Source organism: Caulobacter sp. CCUG 60055 (genome assembly GCF_022750545.1).
GTDB lineage: Bacteria > Pseudomonadota > Alphaproteobacteria > Caulobacterales > Caulobacteraceae > PUIC01.
Genome location: NZ_PUIC01000005.1, coordinates 82,446 through 96,870, shown reverse-complemented (window position 1 = coordinate 96,870; position 14,425 = coordinate 82,446). Strand labels below are relative to the sequence as shown.

The window sequence follows — 14,425 nt, the reverse complement described above, 5'->3', positions numbered from 1 at the left end:
CCAAGATCGACGCATTGAACAAGATCGGCGCCGACCTGACGGGGGCCGACCTCAGCCCGCGCCGGGCGGCGCCAGTCCGCCCAGCCAGGCGGCCAGCGCCACCGCGACGACGGCCAGCGCCGTCTCCAGGCCCAGGCTGGCCCTCAACCGCCTGATCGTCCCGCCGGTCGGCGCGCTGGCGGCCAGGTCGCCGGCCAGGCGCGGCGTCAGCGCGAAGCGGTTGGCGGCGGCGGCGGCCAGCATCCCCGCGAAGGCGCAGAGCTTGAGCAGCAGCAGGCGGCCCCAGCCGGAAGCGGGGATCGCGGCCCAGTCCCCCGGCGCGACGAGGAGGGCGACGTTGGCGGCGCCGGTCGTGGCCAGCACGGCGACGGCCAGCGATCCGGCGCCGGAGAAGCGGGCGAGGGCGCGGGCCGCCTCGGCTTCGCCGCCGGGTTTGAGGATAAGGCCGAGAAGGCGCGCCAGCGAGCCGGTCCAGAGCCCGGCGGCCAGCAGATGCAGGATGTCGACGCTGACGTGCAGGCCGCCCTTCAGTCCGGCGTCGGCGCCGCCATGGCCGCTCCAGGCCAGGCTGGCCAGGGCCGCGCCCGCCAGCGTCGCCGTCGCCACGCGCGGGGCGTTCAGGGTCACGGCCGCGATCAGGGCGGCCAGGGCCGCGATCCGCGCGGCGAAGGCGTGGCCGGCCTGGGTGTCGCCGACGGTCATGGCCAGGATCGACGGGGACAGGGCCGCGCCGGGATCGCCGGCCATGGCCGCCGCCGTCGCCGCCAGGAAGGTCGCGCTCGCCGCCATGGCCAGGACGGTCAGGCCGACCAGGCCGGCTCGCGGCGAGGGGCCGGGCCGGCCGTCATAGAGCCGCGCGGCGATCAGGCCGAACAGGGGCAGGAGGACCAGATGCTGGGCCGCGCGGGCGGCGTCGACCGCCGTCACCGGCCGACTACTTCACCGTGAAGGCGAAGTCGCCCTCGACATGATGGGTGTCGACGGAGGTGACCCGCCAATGCACGCGATAGGCCCCGGGGGCCAAGGGCGCCTTGGGCCGCGCGACCAGGGTCTTGGGGTCGGACGCCGCCGTGGCCGTCGCGGCTTCGATCGCGACCGGGCCGCCAGCGGCTTCGCGCGCGATGGTCAGGGTCGAGAAGCGCGGCTCCAGCGCCTCGCTGAAGCGCAACTCGACGGCCGCCACCGGCGGCGTCCGCGACTGGGCGGCGGGGGTGGACGAGACCAGCCGGGGATGGGCCAGCGCCGCCGCCGGCGCGGCGGCCAAGACGGTCAGGGCGAGGCCGGCGGCTCGCCAGCGAGGAAAACTCATGGAAGACTCCGATCGGGTTTTGCAGCGCGTCCTATACGCGGCGCCCCCTCGCGCCCCTCGCGCCCCTCGCGGCGAGGGGCGCGGGAGCGGCCCGCGTACAGTCTATCGGATTGGAGAACGACATGGCCCAAGACGATCTGGAGGACCTTCTCCGCCGGGGCCCCGACCGGCCGCTCGACGGGCTGGAGGCGGACGTCTGGCGCGGCGTGGCGACGCGCGAGGCCGGCGACCGCCGCCTGCGCGCGACGGCGTCGGCGCAGGCCTGCCTGGCCCTCGTCGCGCTGCTCGCCGGCCTGGCGGCCGGCGGGATCAGCGCCCGCCATGGGCCGCGCGAAGTCGCCGAGCTTGGCGTGTTCTCGCCCCACGCCGCCCTGGCGCCGTCCAGCCGCCTGATCGGGTCGGGGCTTTGAGCCGCTTCGCCCCCCTGGCCCTGGCGGCGATCCTGCTGACCGCCGCGGCCGGCGGCGTCGGCGGCTGGATCGGCGTGCAGTACGGCCTGCGCCAGGCCGCGCCGCATCCGGGCCTGGACGCGGCGCTGCATCATGAGCTGAAACTCACGTCCGACCAGAACGCCCGCATCGAGACGCTGGAGCGGGACTTCGCCGGCAGGCGGCGGGCCCTGGAGGCCGAGATGGAGGCCGCCAACCGCGACCTGGCCGCCGCCCTGCGCGAGCGGCACGCCTACGGCCCTGAGGCCCGGAAGGCCATCGACCGTTTCCACGCCGCCATGGGACAGCTGCAGGAGGCGACCATCGAGCATGTCCTGGCCATGCGCGCGGTGCTGACGCCGGAGCAGGCGGCCCGGTTCGACAAGACGATCTCCGAAGCGTTGGCCTCGGACCCGAGGTGAGCGCCGTCGCCGACGACGACGTCGCCACCCGCGCGCGGGGCGGCGACCGCGCCGCGTTCGAGGCCCTGATCCGCTCGGAGAAGGCCGGCCTCTACGCGTTCGTGCGGCGCTATGTCGGCGACAGGGACGACGCCTACGACGTGGTGCAGGAAAGCTTCGTCGCCGCCTGGCGGGCCATCGGCCGCTACGATCCGTCGCGCCGCTTCGGCGTCTGGCTGCGGGCCATCGCCCTCAACAAGTGCCGCGACCATGGCCGCCGCGCGCTGGTCCGGCGGCTGGCCCACGGCGCCTTCGCGGCCGAGCAGGCCCATCTTCCGGCTTCGGAGTTCGATGCGGAGGGGGAGGGGCGGCTGGCGCGCCTGGACCGGGCCGTCGCCCGACTGCCGCCGATGTACAAGGAGCCTCTGCTGCTGACCACGGCCGGCGGCCTGTCGCACGAAGAGGCGGCCGGCGTCCTCGGCGTCAGCGCCAAGGCGGTGGAGATGCGCCTCTATCGGGCGCGGCGTCGCCTCGCCGAGCTTATCGACCGACCGGGCGCCTGACGCGTTCGCTCACCGGGGCCGGCTGCGGGCGCAGCACCCGGATCACGCCCTTCATCAGCACCAGCAGCAGCATGCCGGCCATGAAGCGGCCGAGCACGATGGTCGGCGTGAACTGGTCGTAGACGTCGGCGTGGGCGGCCGGGCCCAGGATCGAGACGATCAGGCTGGTCGCCACGGCGCAGGCCGCGACATAGATCGCCGCCGCCCAGATCGGGCGCACGGTGCAGGCGATCACGGTCATGACCACGAACAGGAGCGGGTCCTGGAGAAAGGTGGGCAGCCAGTCCAGCGCCCCGGCGAGGAGAGTGAACATCGCAAGCTCTCGATCTGGAAGGCTGAGCGGCGCCTTCTGAATCCAAGACGCCGCCGCGGCGGCTTCGCCTCAATCGCCATCGCCGGCTTGCATGGAATCGGCGACGCGGCGCACCCTCCCAGGATCGGCCCAAGGGCTCCCCCGGCGACGGAGGCGAGATGGCGTTGAGGTTGGATGCACGCACGGCGGCGATCGCCGTCGCGACGATGGCCCTGGCCGCGGCCGGCGGGGACGCCTCGGCCGACCCGCCCACGCCGCCGCCGCCTTCATCCGCGCCCTCGTCCGCGCCGTCGCCCGAAGGGCCGTCCCTGAGCTTCGACGCCGCGCGCGAGCGGTTGTTCTCCCGCTCCGACAGCCTCGCGGCCGCCCGTTCCGGACTGCGCGCGAGCCAGGACCAGGCCGACGCGGTCAAGCTCCTGGGCGCGCCGTCGGTGTTCCTCGACGCCCAGGTGCTGCGCTACCGCAAGACCCTCGACCTGTCGCTCGACCCAGCCAAGCAGCTGGTGCAGTCGTCGGTCGACGGCTTCCTGGCGGCCCTGCCCGACAAGTTCCCCAGCGCGCCGCCGGGGCTGCTGGGCCAGATCGGGGCCGGGATCGACCAGCAGGTTTCGGGCGCGCTGGGGGCGCTGCCCGGCTCGGCGCGGCTGCAGACCGAGGAGACGCTGTTCCGACCCACCGTCGCGGCCCTGGCGCCGCTCTACACCGGCGGCCTGATCGACGCGACGCGCGACGCGGCCAAGGCCGGCGTGCGGCAGGCCGACGCCGAGCTGACGATCGCCGGCGACGAAGCGCTGCTGCTGCTGGTCCAGGCCTATTTCGGCCAGCAGCTCGCCGCCCAGGTGCTGCGGGTGTCGACCGAGACGCGCGACGGCTTCGACCTGCACCTGCGCAACGCCGAGAAGCTGGAGCGCGAGGGTTTCATCAGCAAGGCCCAGCGGCTGCAGGTCCAGGTCGCCCGCGACGCGGCGGCGCGGCAGTACGAGCGGGCCGTCGACCAGTACGCCACCGCCCGGTCGAGCCTGGCCATCCTGCTGCGCGAGCCGGCGGGGGTGGCCCCGGCGACGCCGATGTTCGTCAACGCCCGGCCGATCGGTCCCGAGCGCGAGTTCGTCGACGCCGCCCTGGCCGGCCAGCCGCTGCTGCGCAAGCTCGACGCGGTGCGCGACCAGGCCCGGCAGGGCGTGCGCGCCGCCCAGGCCGCCCAGCGGCCGAGCGTCTACGGCTTCGCCGAATACAACCTCAACCGCGGCGACGCCCTGCTGGTCGAGCCGGACTGGATCGTCGGGCTCGGCGTGCACTACACCCTGTTCTCCGGCCTCAATCGGGGCAAGGCGGTCAGCGCCGCCCGCCAGCGCGTGCGCCAGGCCGACTCGGCCGTCGACGCCGCCCGCGCCGCGCTGGAGACGGCCGTCGTCCGCGCCCGGGGCCAGGCCGAGACCGCTCGCCGCCAGTACGGGCTGCTGGCCGTGAACATCGAGGCGGCGCGCGAGAGCGTGCGGGTCAACGACCTGGCCTTCCGCGAAGGGCAGGCGACGGCGGCCGAGGTGGTGGACGCCCGCGTGGCGCTCAGCGTCGCCGAAACCCAGCGGGCGGCGGCGGCCTACGAATACGACCTGGCGCTGGCCCAGCTGCTGGCCGCCAGCGGCCGGCTGGCCGACTACGCCGACTACATCAAGACAGCCGACAAGGTGGGACCATGAGCGACGCCGCCAGCCCCGCGCTATCCGCTCCTCGGCCGCCCGCGCCCCCGCCCTCCGGGCCGGCGCCGGCCCGTTCCGGCGGCGGCCGGCGGCTGGCGCTGATCGTCGGGGCGGGCGCCGTCGTCGTGATCATCGTCGTCGGCCTGTGGCTGGCCTATCGCGCGCCGCCGGACCAGATCCAGGGGGTGATGGAGGCCGAGACCCTGACCATCGCCACCAAGCTGCCGCTGTCGCGGGTCGAGCGCCTGCTGGTCCACGAAGGGGAGGCGGTGAGGGCGGGCCAGCCGCTGGTGGTGCTGTCCAGCCCGGAGCTCGACGCCAAGACCGAGCAGGCCCAGGGGGCGTTGTCCGGGGCCCAGGCCGTGCAGACCAAGGCCGAGAAGGGCGCGCGGGTCGAGGACGTCGCCAGCCTGCGCGCCGTCTGGCAGGCCGCCGTCGCCGCCGCCGACCTGGCGGGCAAGACCTACGAGCGGACCAACAACCTCTATCGCGAGGGCGTCGTCCCCGCCCAGCGGCGCGACGAGGCCCTGGCCGCCCGCGACGCCAGCGCCCGCAACGCCGAGGCCTCCCGCCAGCAGTACGAGAAGGCGGTGCGCGGGGCGACGGCCGAGGAGAAGGCGGTCGCCGCCGCCCAGGTGCAGATCGCCAAGGCCGGCGTGCAGGAGGCCGCCTCGCTGCGCGGCGAGACCCAGCTGACCGCCCCGCGCGACGGCGAGATCGCCAAGCGGATGGTCAATGGCGGCGAGCTGGCGCCCCTGGCCTTCCCGATCTTCACCCTGGTCGACCTGCACGAGCAGTGGGTGACCCTGAACGTGCGCGAGGACCAGTTCCACGGCCTGCGCATGGGGCAGGTGCTGACCGGCGACGTCCCGGCCCTCGACCGCAAGGGCGTGCGCTTCAAGGTCGACTACATCAGCCCCCAGGGCGACTTCGCCACCTGGCGGGCCACCCGCCAGTCGCGCGGCTACGACATCCGCGCCTTCGAGGTGCGGGCGCGGCCGGTCGAGCCGACGGCCGGGCTGCGGCCGGGAATGAGCGTCCTGTTCGCCTGGCCGCAGTAGGATGGCGGGGGCCTTCCTCAAGGCGTTCCGGCGCGAGGCGGCCTGGCTGCGCCGCAGCCCGTGGGACCTGGGGCTGATCGTCGTCGGGCCGCTGGTCACGCTGGTCGTGCTGGGCTGGATGTTCGTCGGCAGCGTCGCCCAGCGGCTGCCGGTGGCCTTCGTCGACCAGGACCGCTCGGCCTTCAGCCGGCAGGTCGGGCGCAACCTCGACGCCGCCTCGCAGATCCGCGTCGCCAGCGCGCCGGCCGACCTCCAGGCCGCCTGGGACGGGTTGCGCGCCGGCCGGGTCTGGGCGGTGGTCTATGTGCCCGACCATGCCGAGCGCGAGATCCTGGCCGGCCGGCAGGCGACGGTGTTCGTCTATCAGAACGCCGCCTTCTACTCGCTCGGCGCCCTGGCCTCGATGGGCGCGGACGCGGCGGTGCAGGGGGCGGCCGCGCACATGACCCCCGAGATCGCCCGGACGCGCAACATCCCCTTCGCCCGCGTCACGGCCCCCAAGGTGCAGTCGACCATCCTGTTCAATCCGCAGCTCAGCTACGAGTGGTTCCTGGAGGCGCTGCTGCAGCCGGGCGTGCTGCACCTGATGATGAGCTGCGCGGTGGTCGCGGCGGTCGGGCGCGAGTTCCGAGGGCGGGTTCTGGCCTGGCCTGGGCGGCCGGCCGAGGCCGTTCCGGCCCTGGCCGGCAAGCTCGCCCCCTATGTGCTGGTGTTCACGGCCTGGAACCTGATCGGCGTCGGCTGGCTGTGCGGCGTGCGCGGCTGGGGCGTGCACGGAAGCGTGGCGGTGCTGGCCCTGGCCCAGCTGCTGCTCTACGCCGCCTACGCCGCCATCGCCGCCGCCGTCACCCTGCTGGTCCGCGACGTGGCGACGGCGCTTTCGGCGGCGGCGGTCTACGGCGGTCCGGCCATCACCTTCTCCAACGCCACCCTGCCGACCATCGACGCGCCGCTGTTCACCCAGGTCTGGAGCCGAGCGCTGCCCTACACCGCCTATGTCGAGGTGCAGATGGAGCAGATGTTCATGGGCTCGCCGGCCTCGGCCTCGTTCGCCGCCTTGGGGACGCTCGCCGCCTTCGCGGTCGGGGCTTTCGCCCTGGCGTCGCTGCTGGTCGTCCGGCGCGCCGGCGAACGGGGCGCGGCGCCGGCGATGGACGCCCGCGCCGCGGAGGCCGGCCGATGACGGCGTTCGCCCAGGCCTTCGCCGCCGTCTGGCGCGAGATCATGGCCCGGCGGGCGGTGTTCTCGATCCTGATCCTGGCGGTGTTCGCCTACGCCTTCTACTACCCGCTGGCCTATCAGCATCAGACGGCGACCCAGATTCCGCTGGCGGTGGTCGACATGGACGGTTCGGCGGTCAGCCGCGCCCTGATCCGCGACATCTCGGCCGCCCGCGGCGTGCGGGTGGCCCAGGTGGGCGGGAACTTCAGCGAAGCCCGCGACCTGCTGGAGCGGCGCGAGGTCGACGCCGTGGTCTACATCCCGCCCGACCTGGAGCGCGGCGTGCTGACCGGCGCGACGCCGGGCGGCCTCGCCATCTTCGTCAACGGCGCCTACCTCGTGCGGGCCAGCGCGGCGGGGGCGGCCCTGCGGTCGGTGCTGGCCGGGGCGATGGAAGAGGCGCTGGGGCCGCCGGCCAGGGCGATCGGCCTGCAGAGCCTGACGCCGGCGCGCGTGGTGCAAAGGCCGATGTTCAACACCCGCGAGGGCTACGGCAGCTATGCGGTCTCGGGCGTGGCGATCCTCATCGTCCACCAGACCTTGCTGTTCGGCGTGGTGATGCTGGCGGCCGGCTGGCGCCAGGAGAGGCGGGGCCCGCGCACGCCGGCGGCCTTCGCCGGGACGGTCGCCGCCTTCTCGCTGCTGGGGATGGCCTCGACCCTGTTCTATGTCGGCTTCGTCTTCTGGTTCCAGGACTATCCCCGGGGCGGGAACTTCCTCGGCATGCTGGTCTGCGCGCTGCTCTACGTCCCGGCGATCGTGCTGATGGCCCTGTTCGTCGGCGGTTTCTTCGACCGGCCGGAGCGGTCGACCCAGATCCTGGCCTCGATCTCGGCGCCGCTGTTCTTCCTCAGCGGCCTGTCGTGGCCGCTGTCGGCCATGCCGGCCCCGCTGGCCGCCGCCGCCTGGATCATCCCCTCGACGCCGGGCATCGAGGCCATGGTCAAGTTGAACCAGATGGGGGCGAGCCTGGGCGAGGTCGCGCCGGAGCTGACCGCCCTGGTCGCCCAGATTCTCGTTTACGGCGCCCTGGCCGGCTGGCGCTGGCTCGCCTCGACGCCTGCGGAATTCAGCCCCCGGTAGCCGTGCGCGGACCTGGGGTTGCGCGGCCGGGCCGCCTTCGCCGGTTGAGTTGGAAACTTCACTCCACCGTCATCTATCCGTCGCGCTGCACGACTAGCTGCAAGGCCCGTCAAATGACGGGGGTGGTGCATGTTTCGAGTAGTTCTGTTCGCCGGCGCGGCCATGTCGTGCCTGATCCTCGGCGCGCCCGGCGCGGCGCTGGCCCAGGAGGCGGTCTCCGCGGTGGACGAGGTCATCGTCACCGGCACGCGTGAGCCCGCCCAGACCCAGTTCACGGCCCTGTCGCCGGTCGACGTGCTGTCGAAGTCGGCCATCCAGTCGGGGGCCACCAACCAGCTCGCCGAGAGCCTGGCCCAGCTGATCCCGTCGTTCGACGTCAAGCGGCTGCCGACCTCTGACGGCCTGCAGTTCATCCGCCCGGCCTCGCTGAACAACCTGTCGCCGGACATGACCCTGGTGCTGGTGAACGGCAAGCGCTTCCACCGCTCGGCCTTCATCGGCGTCAACGGCTCGCAGGCCGCCGACCTCGCCCAGATCCCGAACTACGCCATCGGCCACGTCGAGGTGCTGCGCGACGGGGCCTCGGCCCAGTACGGCGCCGACGCCATCGCCGGCGTCATCAACATCATCCTCGACACAAAGCCCGGCCTTTCGGCCTACGCCCAGGCCTCCAAGCGCTATCTCGGCGACGGCGCCGGCTATCAGGTCGGCGTGCGCGGCGGGACCGCGCTGGGCGGCGACGGCCATCTGGTCGCCACCGTGGAGTATTCGCACGGCGACCCCACCTCGCGCTCGAACCAGCGGCCGGACGCCATCGCTTTCCAGGCCGCCAACCCGACGCTGACCATCCCCAATCCGGTGCAGCGCTGGGGCGACCCCGAGCTGACGGCGACGCGCTTCGCCTTCGACGCGGCCAAGCCGCTGGGCGGCGGGATCGAAGCCTACGGCTTCGGCACCTACGTCAAGAGCGACGGCCTCAACGACATCAACTGGCGCAACCCCGCCACCAACACCAGCGTCTACAAGATCACCCCGGTGTTCCCAGGCTTCGACCTCAACAAGATCTACCCGACCGGCTTCACCCCGCGCGAGGGCATCCGGGCGACGGACTACCAGGTGGTCGGCGGCGTGCGCCGGGGCGGCTCGGAGCGGTTCACCTGGGACCTCAGCGCCTCCTACGGCGAGAACAGCAGCCGCTTCTTCCTGAACAATTCGATCAACGCCTCGCTGGGGCCGAACAGCCCGACCTCGTTCAACCTGGGCCGCTTGACCCAGACCGAGTTCAACCTCAACGCCGACGCGGTCTATCGCCTGTCGCTGTCGCCCCTGCCCGAGCCGATCAACATCGCCTTCGGCGCCGAGCGGCGGCTGGAGACCTACCAGATCGAGACGGGCGACCCGGCCTCCTACGCGGTGGGCCCGGGCGCGGCCGCCGGCCTGGCGCCCCAGTCCAACGGCTTCCCCGGCTACAACCCGCAGCAGGCGGGCAAGTGGGACCAGGAGAGCTTCGCCGGCTATGTCGACGCCCAGACCAACCTGACCGCCAAGTGGAGCGTCGACCTCGCGCTGCGCACCGAGCACTTCGACCAGTTCGGCGACACCACCAACGGCAAGATCGCCATGCGCTACGCCGTGACGCCGCAGATCGCGGTGCGCGCCGCCTACTCCACCGGCTTCCGCGCCCCGACGCCGGGCCAGCTGTTCTCGACCAGCACCTCGCAGGGCCTCGACACGGTGACCTTGCAGGTGTTCACCAACGGGCGGCTGTCGCCGCTGAACCCCGTGGCCGCCTTCCTGGGCGCCAAGCCGCTGCGGCCTGAGACCTCCGAGACCCTGACGGGCGGGTTGGTGTGGCGGACCGACTTCGGCTTCACCGGCTCGGTGGACCTCTATCAGGTCGACGTCGCCAAGCGCTTCAGCGTCTCGTCGACCGTCGTCGTCACGCCGCAGATCCGGGCGGCGCTGATCGCCCAGGGCATCGCCGGCGGCGGCGACTTCACCCAGGTCAACTTTTACACCAACGACTTCGACACCCGCACCCGCGGGATCGATCTGGTCGGCGGCTATGTCCGCACGCTCGGCCCGGGCCGGCTGAACCTGACCGCCAGCTACAGCTACAACGAGACCGAGGTCACCAACGGCTCGCTGACCACCAATCCCACCCAGCGGCGGTTGTTCGAGGAGGGCATCCCCCAGCACAACGCCTCGGCCTCGGCCACCTACACGATGGGCAAGCTGACCCTGCTGGGCCGCGCGCGCTACTACGGTTCGTGGACGGACTCGACCGGCGTCACCGGCGGCGAGATCTTCCAGCAGTTCGGCGGCGTCACCTATTTCGACGCCTCGGCCACCTATGCGGTGTCGGACCGCGTCTCGGTGCGGCTGGGGGCCGAGAACCTGTTCGACACCTATCCCGACAAGGCCACCTTCCAGGCCAGCCGCGGGCTCGTCTACTCCCGCAACTCGCCTTACGACGTCAACGGCGGGCAGTACTATGTGAGGATCGACGCGCGGTTCTGACCGGCCGCCCGCAGACCGGGACCAGGGGGACGCGATGAGCGAGGCGTTGACGCGGCGGGGCGTGCTGGCGGCGGCGGGAGTCGCGGCGGGGGCGGTCGGGGCCGCACCCGCCGGCGCGGCCCCTTCGGCGGTCGCGCGGGACGAGGCCTACTGGGCCAAGGTCGCGGCCCAGTTCGACGCGCCGCGCGATTTCGTCCAGCTCGAGAACGGCAACTGGGGCATGGCCGCGCGGCCGGTGATGGCCGCTTATGAACAGCACTTGGACATGGTCAACCGCCGGACCTCGTTCTACAGCCGCCGCCAGTTCGGCGGCGACCTCGCCAAGGTCCGCGCCCGGGTCGCCGCCATGCTGGGCGTCGAGGCGGACGAGATCGCCTTCACCCGCGGGGCCACCGAGGCGCTGCAGGCGCTGATCGGCGGCTATAACCGCCTGCGGGCGGGCGACGCCGTGCTGTTCGCCGATCTCGACTATGACAGCATGCAGTCGGCGATGGGCTGGTTGAAGGCGCGCCGGGGCGTCGACGTCGTCCGCATCGCGCTGCCGGAGCCGGCCAGCCACCAGGGCCTGATCGACGCCTACGAGGCCGCCCTGAAGGCCGATCCCCGCGTGCGGCTGATCCTGCTCACCCAGGTCAGCCACCGCACCGGCCTCGTCCTGCCGGTCAAGGAGATCGCCGCCATGGCCAGGGCGCGCGGGGTCGACGCCGTCGTCGACGCCGCCCATGCCTGGGGGCAGATGGATTTCCGGCTCGGCGACCTCGGCCTCGATTTCGTCGGGCTCAACGGCCACAAGTGGATCGGCGCCCCGCTCGGCGTCGGGGTGATGTACATCCGCCGGGGCCGCGTGGGCGACATCGACCCGTTCATGGGAAGCGAGGCGCTCGGCGCCGACGACGTCAGCGCCCGCGTCCATTCGGGCACCACCAACATGGCCGCCTTCCTGGCGGTTCCCGACGCCCTCGATTTCCGCGAGGCGATAGGCGGCCCGGCGGTCGAGGCGCGGCTGCGCGCCCTGCGCGCCCGTTGGGTCGAGCCGGCCCTGGCCCTGGGGCGCTACGAAATCCTCACCCCCGCCGATCCCCGGCTGAGCTGCGGCATCACCGCCTTCCGCCGCAAGGGCCGCGTCTCCGACGCCGACAACCAGGCCCTGGCGCGCGAGCTGTTCGACCGCTTCGGCGTGTTCACCGTCCATCGCGCCGGGCTGGCCAGCGGCGCCTGCGTGCGCGTGACCCCGGCCATCTTCACCAGCGCCGACGACGTCGACCGGCTGGCCGCCGCCCTCAAGGCGCTCTGAACGGGACCGGCGGGCCGGATCAGGCAAGCCCCAGCCGGCGGTCGAGGCTGAACGCGCCGCCGCCGCGCCCGATCAGATAGAGCAGCAGTCCCGCCCAGCTCAGGTGCGTGGGCCAGGCGTCCGGATAGACGAAGATCTCGATCACGGCGGTCATGCCCAGGAAGGCCAGGGCCGACAGCCGCGTGAACAGGCCGAGCACGAGCAGGATCGAGAACAGGTGCTCGGCGTAGGCGGCCAGGTGCGCGGCGATCATCGGCGGGATCAGCGGCAGGTGGTACTCGTCGGCGAACAGGGCGTAGGTCCCGTCGGTGACGTGCAGGAAGCCGTCGACCTTGCTGCGGCCGGACATGAAGAACACGCCGGCGACGCCCAGGCGGATGGTCAGGGCCAGGAGCCAGTCGGGCGTCAGCCGGGCGGCGAGGCGGGCGAAGGCGTCGAAGGGGGCGAGGGCGGGGCGCCTCTCGGCGGCGAGATCGGTCATGGGCGTGGGCCTTTGGCGGGAGGGGGACGGTCGAGGGCGGCGAAGGCGCCAGCGGTGATCAGCCGCGCGAAGACGGTCTGGAGGTCGGCCCGCGGCGCGGCGGCGAGGGCGGCCTCGGCGGCGGCGCCCAGCGGGACGCCCGACCGGCAGGCGTCCAGGAAGGCGAAACCGGCGCGGTCCAGCGCCAGGCTTTCGATGTCGCCGTCGATGCGCACGAACAACACGCCGCCGGCTTCGTCTTCCGATGAGATCGCGGTCGCCGCGCCGCGCAGCCGCCGCCAGCGCGCGACGACGTCGCCGCCGAACCAGGCGAAGCGGACGCCGGGATGGGGCGGGGCGACCGTCCCGGCGAAGTCCTCGGGCGACAGGGCGGCGAAATCGCCGCCGCTGGCGGCGGGGGCGTCGGCGGCGAACAGCGCCTCAAGCCACAGCCGGTCGAGACGGGCCAGGTCGGCCAGCGCCGTCTCCCCGGCGGCGGCCAGCCGGTCGGGGAAGTCCTCGCCGTACAGCATCAGGGACGGCCGGGCGGGCGGGCGCTCGCGGCCGTGGGTCAGGGCGAGGGCGGCGAAGCCGGCCGGGTCGGCGGCGGCGGCGGCGGGGAAATTGGCGGCCAGGGCGTCCAGGCGGCCCTTGGCCACGGTGTTGCGATAGACCTTCAGGCCCTCGGCGTCCGCCGGCCCGCCGGCCAGCCAGGGGGCGAGGCCGCGCTCGTCCCCGTCGAGGGCGCGCTCGAAGGCGTCCTGGAAGGCGGAAAGGTCACGCATCGACGGGCGCCTCGGCGGCTGCGGCCAGGGCTGCGGCGGCACGCTCGCGCTCGACCATCAGCGTCTCGAAGGGCGGCAGGGCGTCGTCGCGTTCGATCAGCACGGGGCGCGGGCCGATCCGCGCCAGCAGGTCGTCCAGCAGGGCCCACACCGGCTCGGCCACCGGGGCGTCGTGGCTGTCGATCAACAGCCGCCCGCCCGCGTCCAGGGCGTGGCCGGCGAGATGGATTTCGCCGATGGCCGCCGCCGGCAGGGCGGCCAGATAGGCGGCCGGGTCGTAGCCGAGGTTGGCGGCGCCGACATGGACGTTGTTGACGTCGACCAGCAGGCCGCAACCCGTGCGCCGGTGCAGGGCGGTCAGGAACCCGACCTCGTCGAAGTCGTGGCCGTCGAGGGCGACATAGAGGGCGGGGTTCTCGATCAGCACCGGCCGGCCCAGGGCGTCCTGCATCCGCGAGACGTTGTCGGCGACCCGGTCCAGGGCCGCCCGGCTGCGCGGGAACGGCAGCAGGTCGGGATGGTAAGCCCCCCGCCGCGTCGACCACGCCAGGTGCTCGGAGACGACGAAGGGCTCGAAGCGGTCGACCAGCCGGCGCAGGGCCGCCAGGTGGCCTGCGTCGGGCGGCTCGTCCGCCGCCAGGGACATGCCGACGCCGTGCAGCGACAGCGGATGCTCCCGGCGGACGGCTTCGAGCCAGGCGAGCCGGGGTCCGCCCAGGCTCATATAGTTCTCGGGATGGACTTCGAACCACAGACCGTCCGCCCGGCGGGCCAGCGCGTCGGCGTAGTGCTCCGGCTTGAGGCTTAGCCCGGCGGTCGGTCCGTGGTTCATCGTCCGTGTCCGGCTCAGGCGACGGGGGTCAGGGAGCCGTGGCCCTTGGGCGTCTTGATCGAGGTGCAGGAGCCCTTGGCCACTTCCTTGAAGTACTGGCCCTGATAGTCGGCCTTGGCGCTCCCGGCGCAGGTGGTGCCGGCGCCGGCCTTGCAGTCGTTCTTGCCGGCCAGGGCGACGCCGTAGCATTTCTCGACGGCGGGCTTGGCCTTGGCCATGGCGTCGCCCGTCATCGGCTCGGCGGCGAGGGCGGCGCCCCCGACCAGGGCCAGGACGGCGGCGGCGCTCAGGGCGGTTCCAGTGCGGTTCATTGCGGTCTCCTTCCAGCGGTTGGACCGGCCGGCCGCCTCAGCGGACCGGGCTCGGTTGCAGGCTAGTTCGAAGGGGCGCGGCGAAAGGTTACACGCGATCGTGAGGCCTCGGCTTCACGCCGCCGGCTGCGGCATGTAACCATC

General features: G+C 73.2%; 16 protein-coding genes. 9 read left to right on the top strand and 7 right to left on the bottom strand.

The annotated features are described in order from the left end of the window. Positions 1-51: 51 nt before the first annotated feature. Positions 52-927 carry a CopD family protein gene (locus tag C5708_RS09375; protein WP_242920326.1) on the bottom strand — a complete coding sequence of 292 codons (876 nt, stop codon included), beginning with the start codon at positions 925-927 and terminating at the stop codon, positions 52-54. A 7-nt stretch (positions 928-934) separates the two neighbouring features. After that, positions 935-1,309, bottom strand: coding sequence for a copper homeostasis periplasmic binding protein CopC (copC, locus tag C5708_RS09370; RefSeq protein ID WP_242920324.1), 375 nt, complete (start codon positions 1,307-1,309; stop codon positions 935-937). A 122-nt stretch (positions 1,310-1,431) separates the two neighbouring features. On the opposite strand from copC, the gene C5708_RS09365 reads away from it, so the two are divergent. From C5708_RS09365 to C5708_RS09355, 3 genes are read left to right on the top strand one after another with little or no spacing between them, the layout of a single operon-like run. After that, positions 1,432-1,719 (top strand): hypothetical protein, encoded by a 288-nt coding sequence (locus tag C5708_RS09365; protein ID WP_242920322.1) that lies wholly within the window; start codon positions 1,432-1,434, stop codon positions 1,717-1,719. Then, a complete protein-coding gene (locus tag C5708_RS09360; RefSeq protein ID WP_242920320.1) occupies positions 1,716-2,159 on the top strand; it encodes a periplasmic heavy metal sensor in 444 nt (147 codons plus the stop codon). Before C5708_RS09365 ends, C5708_RS09360 begins: the two co-directional genes overlap by 4 nt. Further along, positions 2,156-2,701, top strand: coding sequence for a sigma-70 family RNA polymerase sigma factor (locus tag C5708_RS09355; protein WP_242920318.1), 546 nt, complete (start codon positions 2,156-2,158; stop codon positions 2,699-2,701). The genes C5708_RS09360 and C5708_RS09355 overlap by 4 nt, the downstream gene beginning before the upstream one ends. Here the strand turns inward: C5708_RS09355 and C5708_RS09350 are convergent. Continuing rightward, positions 2,679-3,014, bottom strand: a complete 336-nt coding sequence (locus C5708_RS09350; protein WP_242920316.1) for a hypothetical protein — start codon at positions 3,012-3,014, stop codon at positions 2,679-2,681. The two genes, C5708_RS09355 and C5708_RS09350, sit on opposite strands and share 23 nt — an antisense overlap. Positions 3,015-3,172: 158 nt before the next feature. Between C5708_RS09350 and C5708_RS09345 the strand changes: the two genes are divergently transcribed. The 6 genes from C5708_RS09345 (at position 3,173) to C5708_RS09320 (ending at position 11,893) form a co-directional block, all read left to right on the top strand. After that, a complete protein-coding gene (locus C5708_RS09345) occupies positions 3,173-4,714 on the top strand; it encodes a TolC family protein (protein WP_242920314.1) in 1,542 nt (513 codons plus the stop codon). Continuing rightward, entirely contained in the window at positions 4,711-5,775 is a 1,065-nt protein-coding gene (locus C5708_RS09340; RefSeq protein ID WP_242920312.1) for an efflux RND transporter periplasmic adaptor subunit, read from the top strand. Before C5708_RS09345 ends, C5708_RS09340 begins: the two co-directional genes overlap by 4 nt. A gap of 1 nt (position 5,776) precedes the next feature. Further along, a complete protein-coding gene (locus C5708_RS09335) occupies positions 5,777-6,958 on the top strand; it encodes an ABC transporter permease (RefSeq protein ID WP_242920311.1) in 1,182 nt (393 codons plus the stop codon). Next, on the top strand, positions 6,955-8,079 hold the full coding sequence (locus C5708_RS09330) for an ABC transporter permease (protein ID WP_242920309.1): 1,125 nt from the start codon (positions 6,955-6,957) through the stop codon (positions 8,077-8,079). Before C5708_RS09335 ends, C5708_RS09330 begins: the two co-directional genes overlap by 4 nt. Positions 8,080-8,208: 129 nt before the next feature. Further along, the gene (locus C5708_RS09325) at positions 8,209-10,599 is read left to right on the top strand and encodes a TonB-dependent receptor (RefSeq protein ID WP_242920307.1); all 2,391 of its coding nucleotides are present in this window, start codon (positions 8,209-8,211) and stop codon (positions 10,597-10,599) included. Between the two features lie 34 nt (positions 10,600-10,633). Beyond that, positions 10,634-11,893: an aminotransferase class V-fold PLP-dependent enzyme gene (locus tag C5708_RS09320; RefSeq protein ID WP_242920305.1), complete on the top strand. Its 1,260-nt coding sequence runs from the start codon at positions 10,634-10,636 to the stop codon at positions 11,891-11,893. A 19-nt stretch (positions 11,894-11,912) separates the two neighbouring features. On the opposite strand, the gene C5708_RS09315 is transcribed toward C5708_RS09320, so the two are convergent. The 4 genes from C5708_RS09315 to C5708_RS09300 are packed head-to-tail and all read right to left on the bottom strand — an operon-like array spanning position 11,913 to position 14,281. After that, the gene (locus tag C5708_RS09315) at positions 11,913-12,374 is read right to left on the bottom strand and encodes a DoxX family protein (protein ID WP_242920303.1); all 462 of its coding nucleotides are present in this window, start codon (positions 12,372-12,374) and stop codon (positions 11,913-11,915) included. After that, positions 12,371-13,138, bottom strand: a complete 768-nt coding sequence (locus C5708_RS09310; protein WP_242920301.1) for a putative DNA-binding domain-containing protein — start codon at positions 13,136-13,138, stop codon at positions 12,371-12,373. Before C5708_RS09310 ends, C5708_RS09315 begins: the two co-directional genes overlap by 4 nt. Beyond that, complete coding sequence (locus C5708_RS09305; RefSeq protein WP_242920299.1) at positions 13,131-13,970, bottom strand: DUF692 domain-containing protein; 840 nt, start codon at positions 13,968-13,970, stop codon at positions 13,131-13,133. The genes C5708_RS09310 and C5708_RS09305 overlap by 8 nt, the downstream gene beginning before the upstream one ends. Before the next feature lie 14 nt (positions 13,971-13,984). Further along, positions 13,985-14,281, bottom strand: coding sequence for a DUF2282 domain-containing protein (locus C5708_RS09300; protein ID WP_242920297.1), 297 nt, complete (start codon positions 14,279-14,281; stop codon positions 13,985-13,987). Between the last annotated feature and the right edge of the window lie 144 nt (positions 14,282-14,425).

What these genes read in the sequence shown, in the direction of transcription:
- copC (WP_242920324.1), bottom strand. Translation starts at nt 1,309, where the DNA reads ATGAGTTTTCCTCGCTGGCGAGCCGCCGGCCTCGCCCTGACCGTCTTG.
- C5708_RS09365 (WP_242920322.1), top strand. Translation starts at nt 1,432, where the DNA reads ATGGCCCAAGACGATCTGGAGGACCTTCTCCGCCGGGGCCCCGACCGG.
- C5708_RS09350 (WP_242920316.1), bottom strand. Translation starts at nt 3,014, where the DNA reads ATGTTCACTCTCCTCGCCGGGGCGCTGGACTGGCTGCCCACCTTTCTC.
- C5708_RS09345 (WP_242920314.1), top strand. Translation starts at nt 3,173, where the DNA reads ATGGCGTTGAGGTTGGATGCACGCACGGCGGCGATCGCCGTCGCGACG.
- C5708_RS09340 (WP_242920312.1), top strand. Translation starts at nt 4,711, where the DNA reads ATGAGCGACGCCGCCAGCCCCGCGCTATCCGCTCCTCGGCCGCCCGCG.
- C5708_RS09335 (WP_242920311.1), top strand. Translation starts at nt 5,777, where the DNA reads ATGGCGGGGGCCTTCCTCAAGGCGTTCCGGCGCGAGGCGGCCTGGCTG.
- C5708_RS09330 (WP_242920309.1), top strand. Translation starts at nt 6,955, where the DNA reads ATGACGGCGTTCGCCCAGGCCTTCGCCGCCGTCTGGCGCGAGATCATG.
- C5708_RS09325 (WP_242920307.1), top strand. Translation starts at nt 8,209, where the DNA reads ATGTTTCGAGTAGTTCTGTTCGCCGGCGCGGCCATGTCGTGCCTGATC.
- C5708_RS09320 (WP_242920305.1), top strand. Translation starts at nt 10,634, where the DNA reads ATGAGCGAGGCGTTGACGCGGCGGGGCGTGCTGGCGGCGGCGGGAGTC.
- C5708_RS09315 (WP_242920303.1), bottom strand. Translation starts at nt 12,374, where the DNA reads ATGACCGATCTCGCCGCCGAGAGGCGCCCCGCCCTCGCCCCCTTCGAC.
- C5708_RS09310 (WP_242920301.1), bottom strand. Translation starts at nt 13,138, where the DNA reads ATGCGTGACCTTTCCGCCTTCCAGGACGCCTTCGAGCGCGCCCTCGAC.
- C5708_RS09305 (WP_242920299.1), bottom strand. Translation starts at nt 13,970, where the DNA reads ATGAACCACGGACCGACCGCCGGGCTAAGCCTCAAGCCGGAGCACTAC.
- C5708_RS09300 (WP_242920297.1), bottom strand. Translation starts at nt 14,281, where the DNA reads ATGAACCGCACTGGAACCGCCCTGAGCGCCGCCGCCGTCCTGGCCCTG.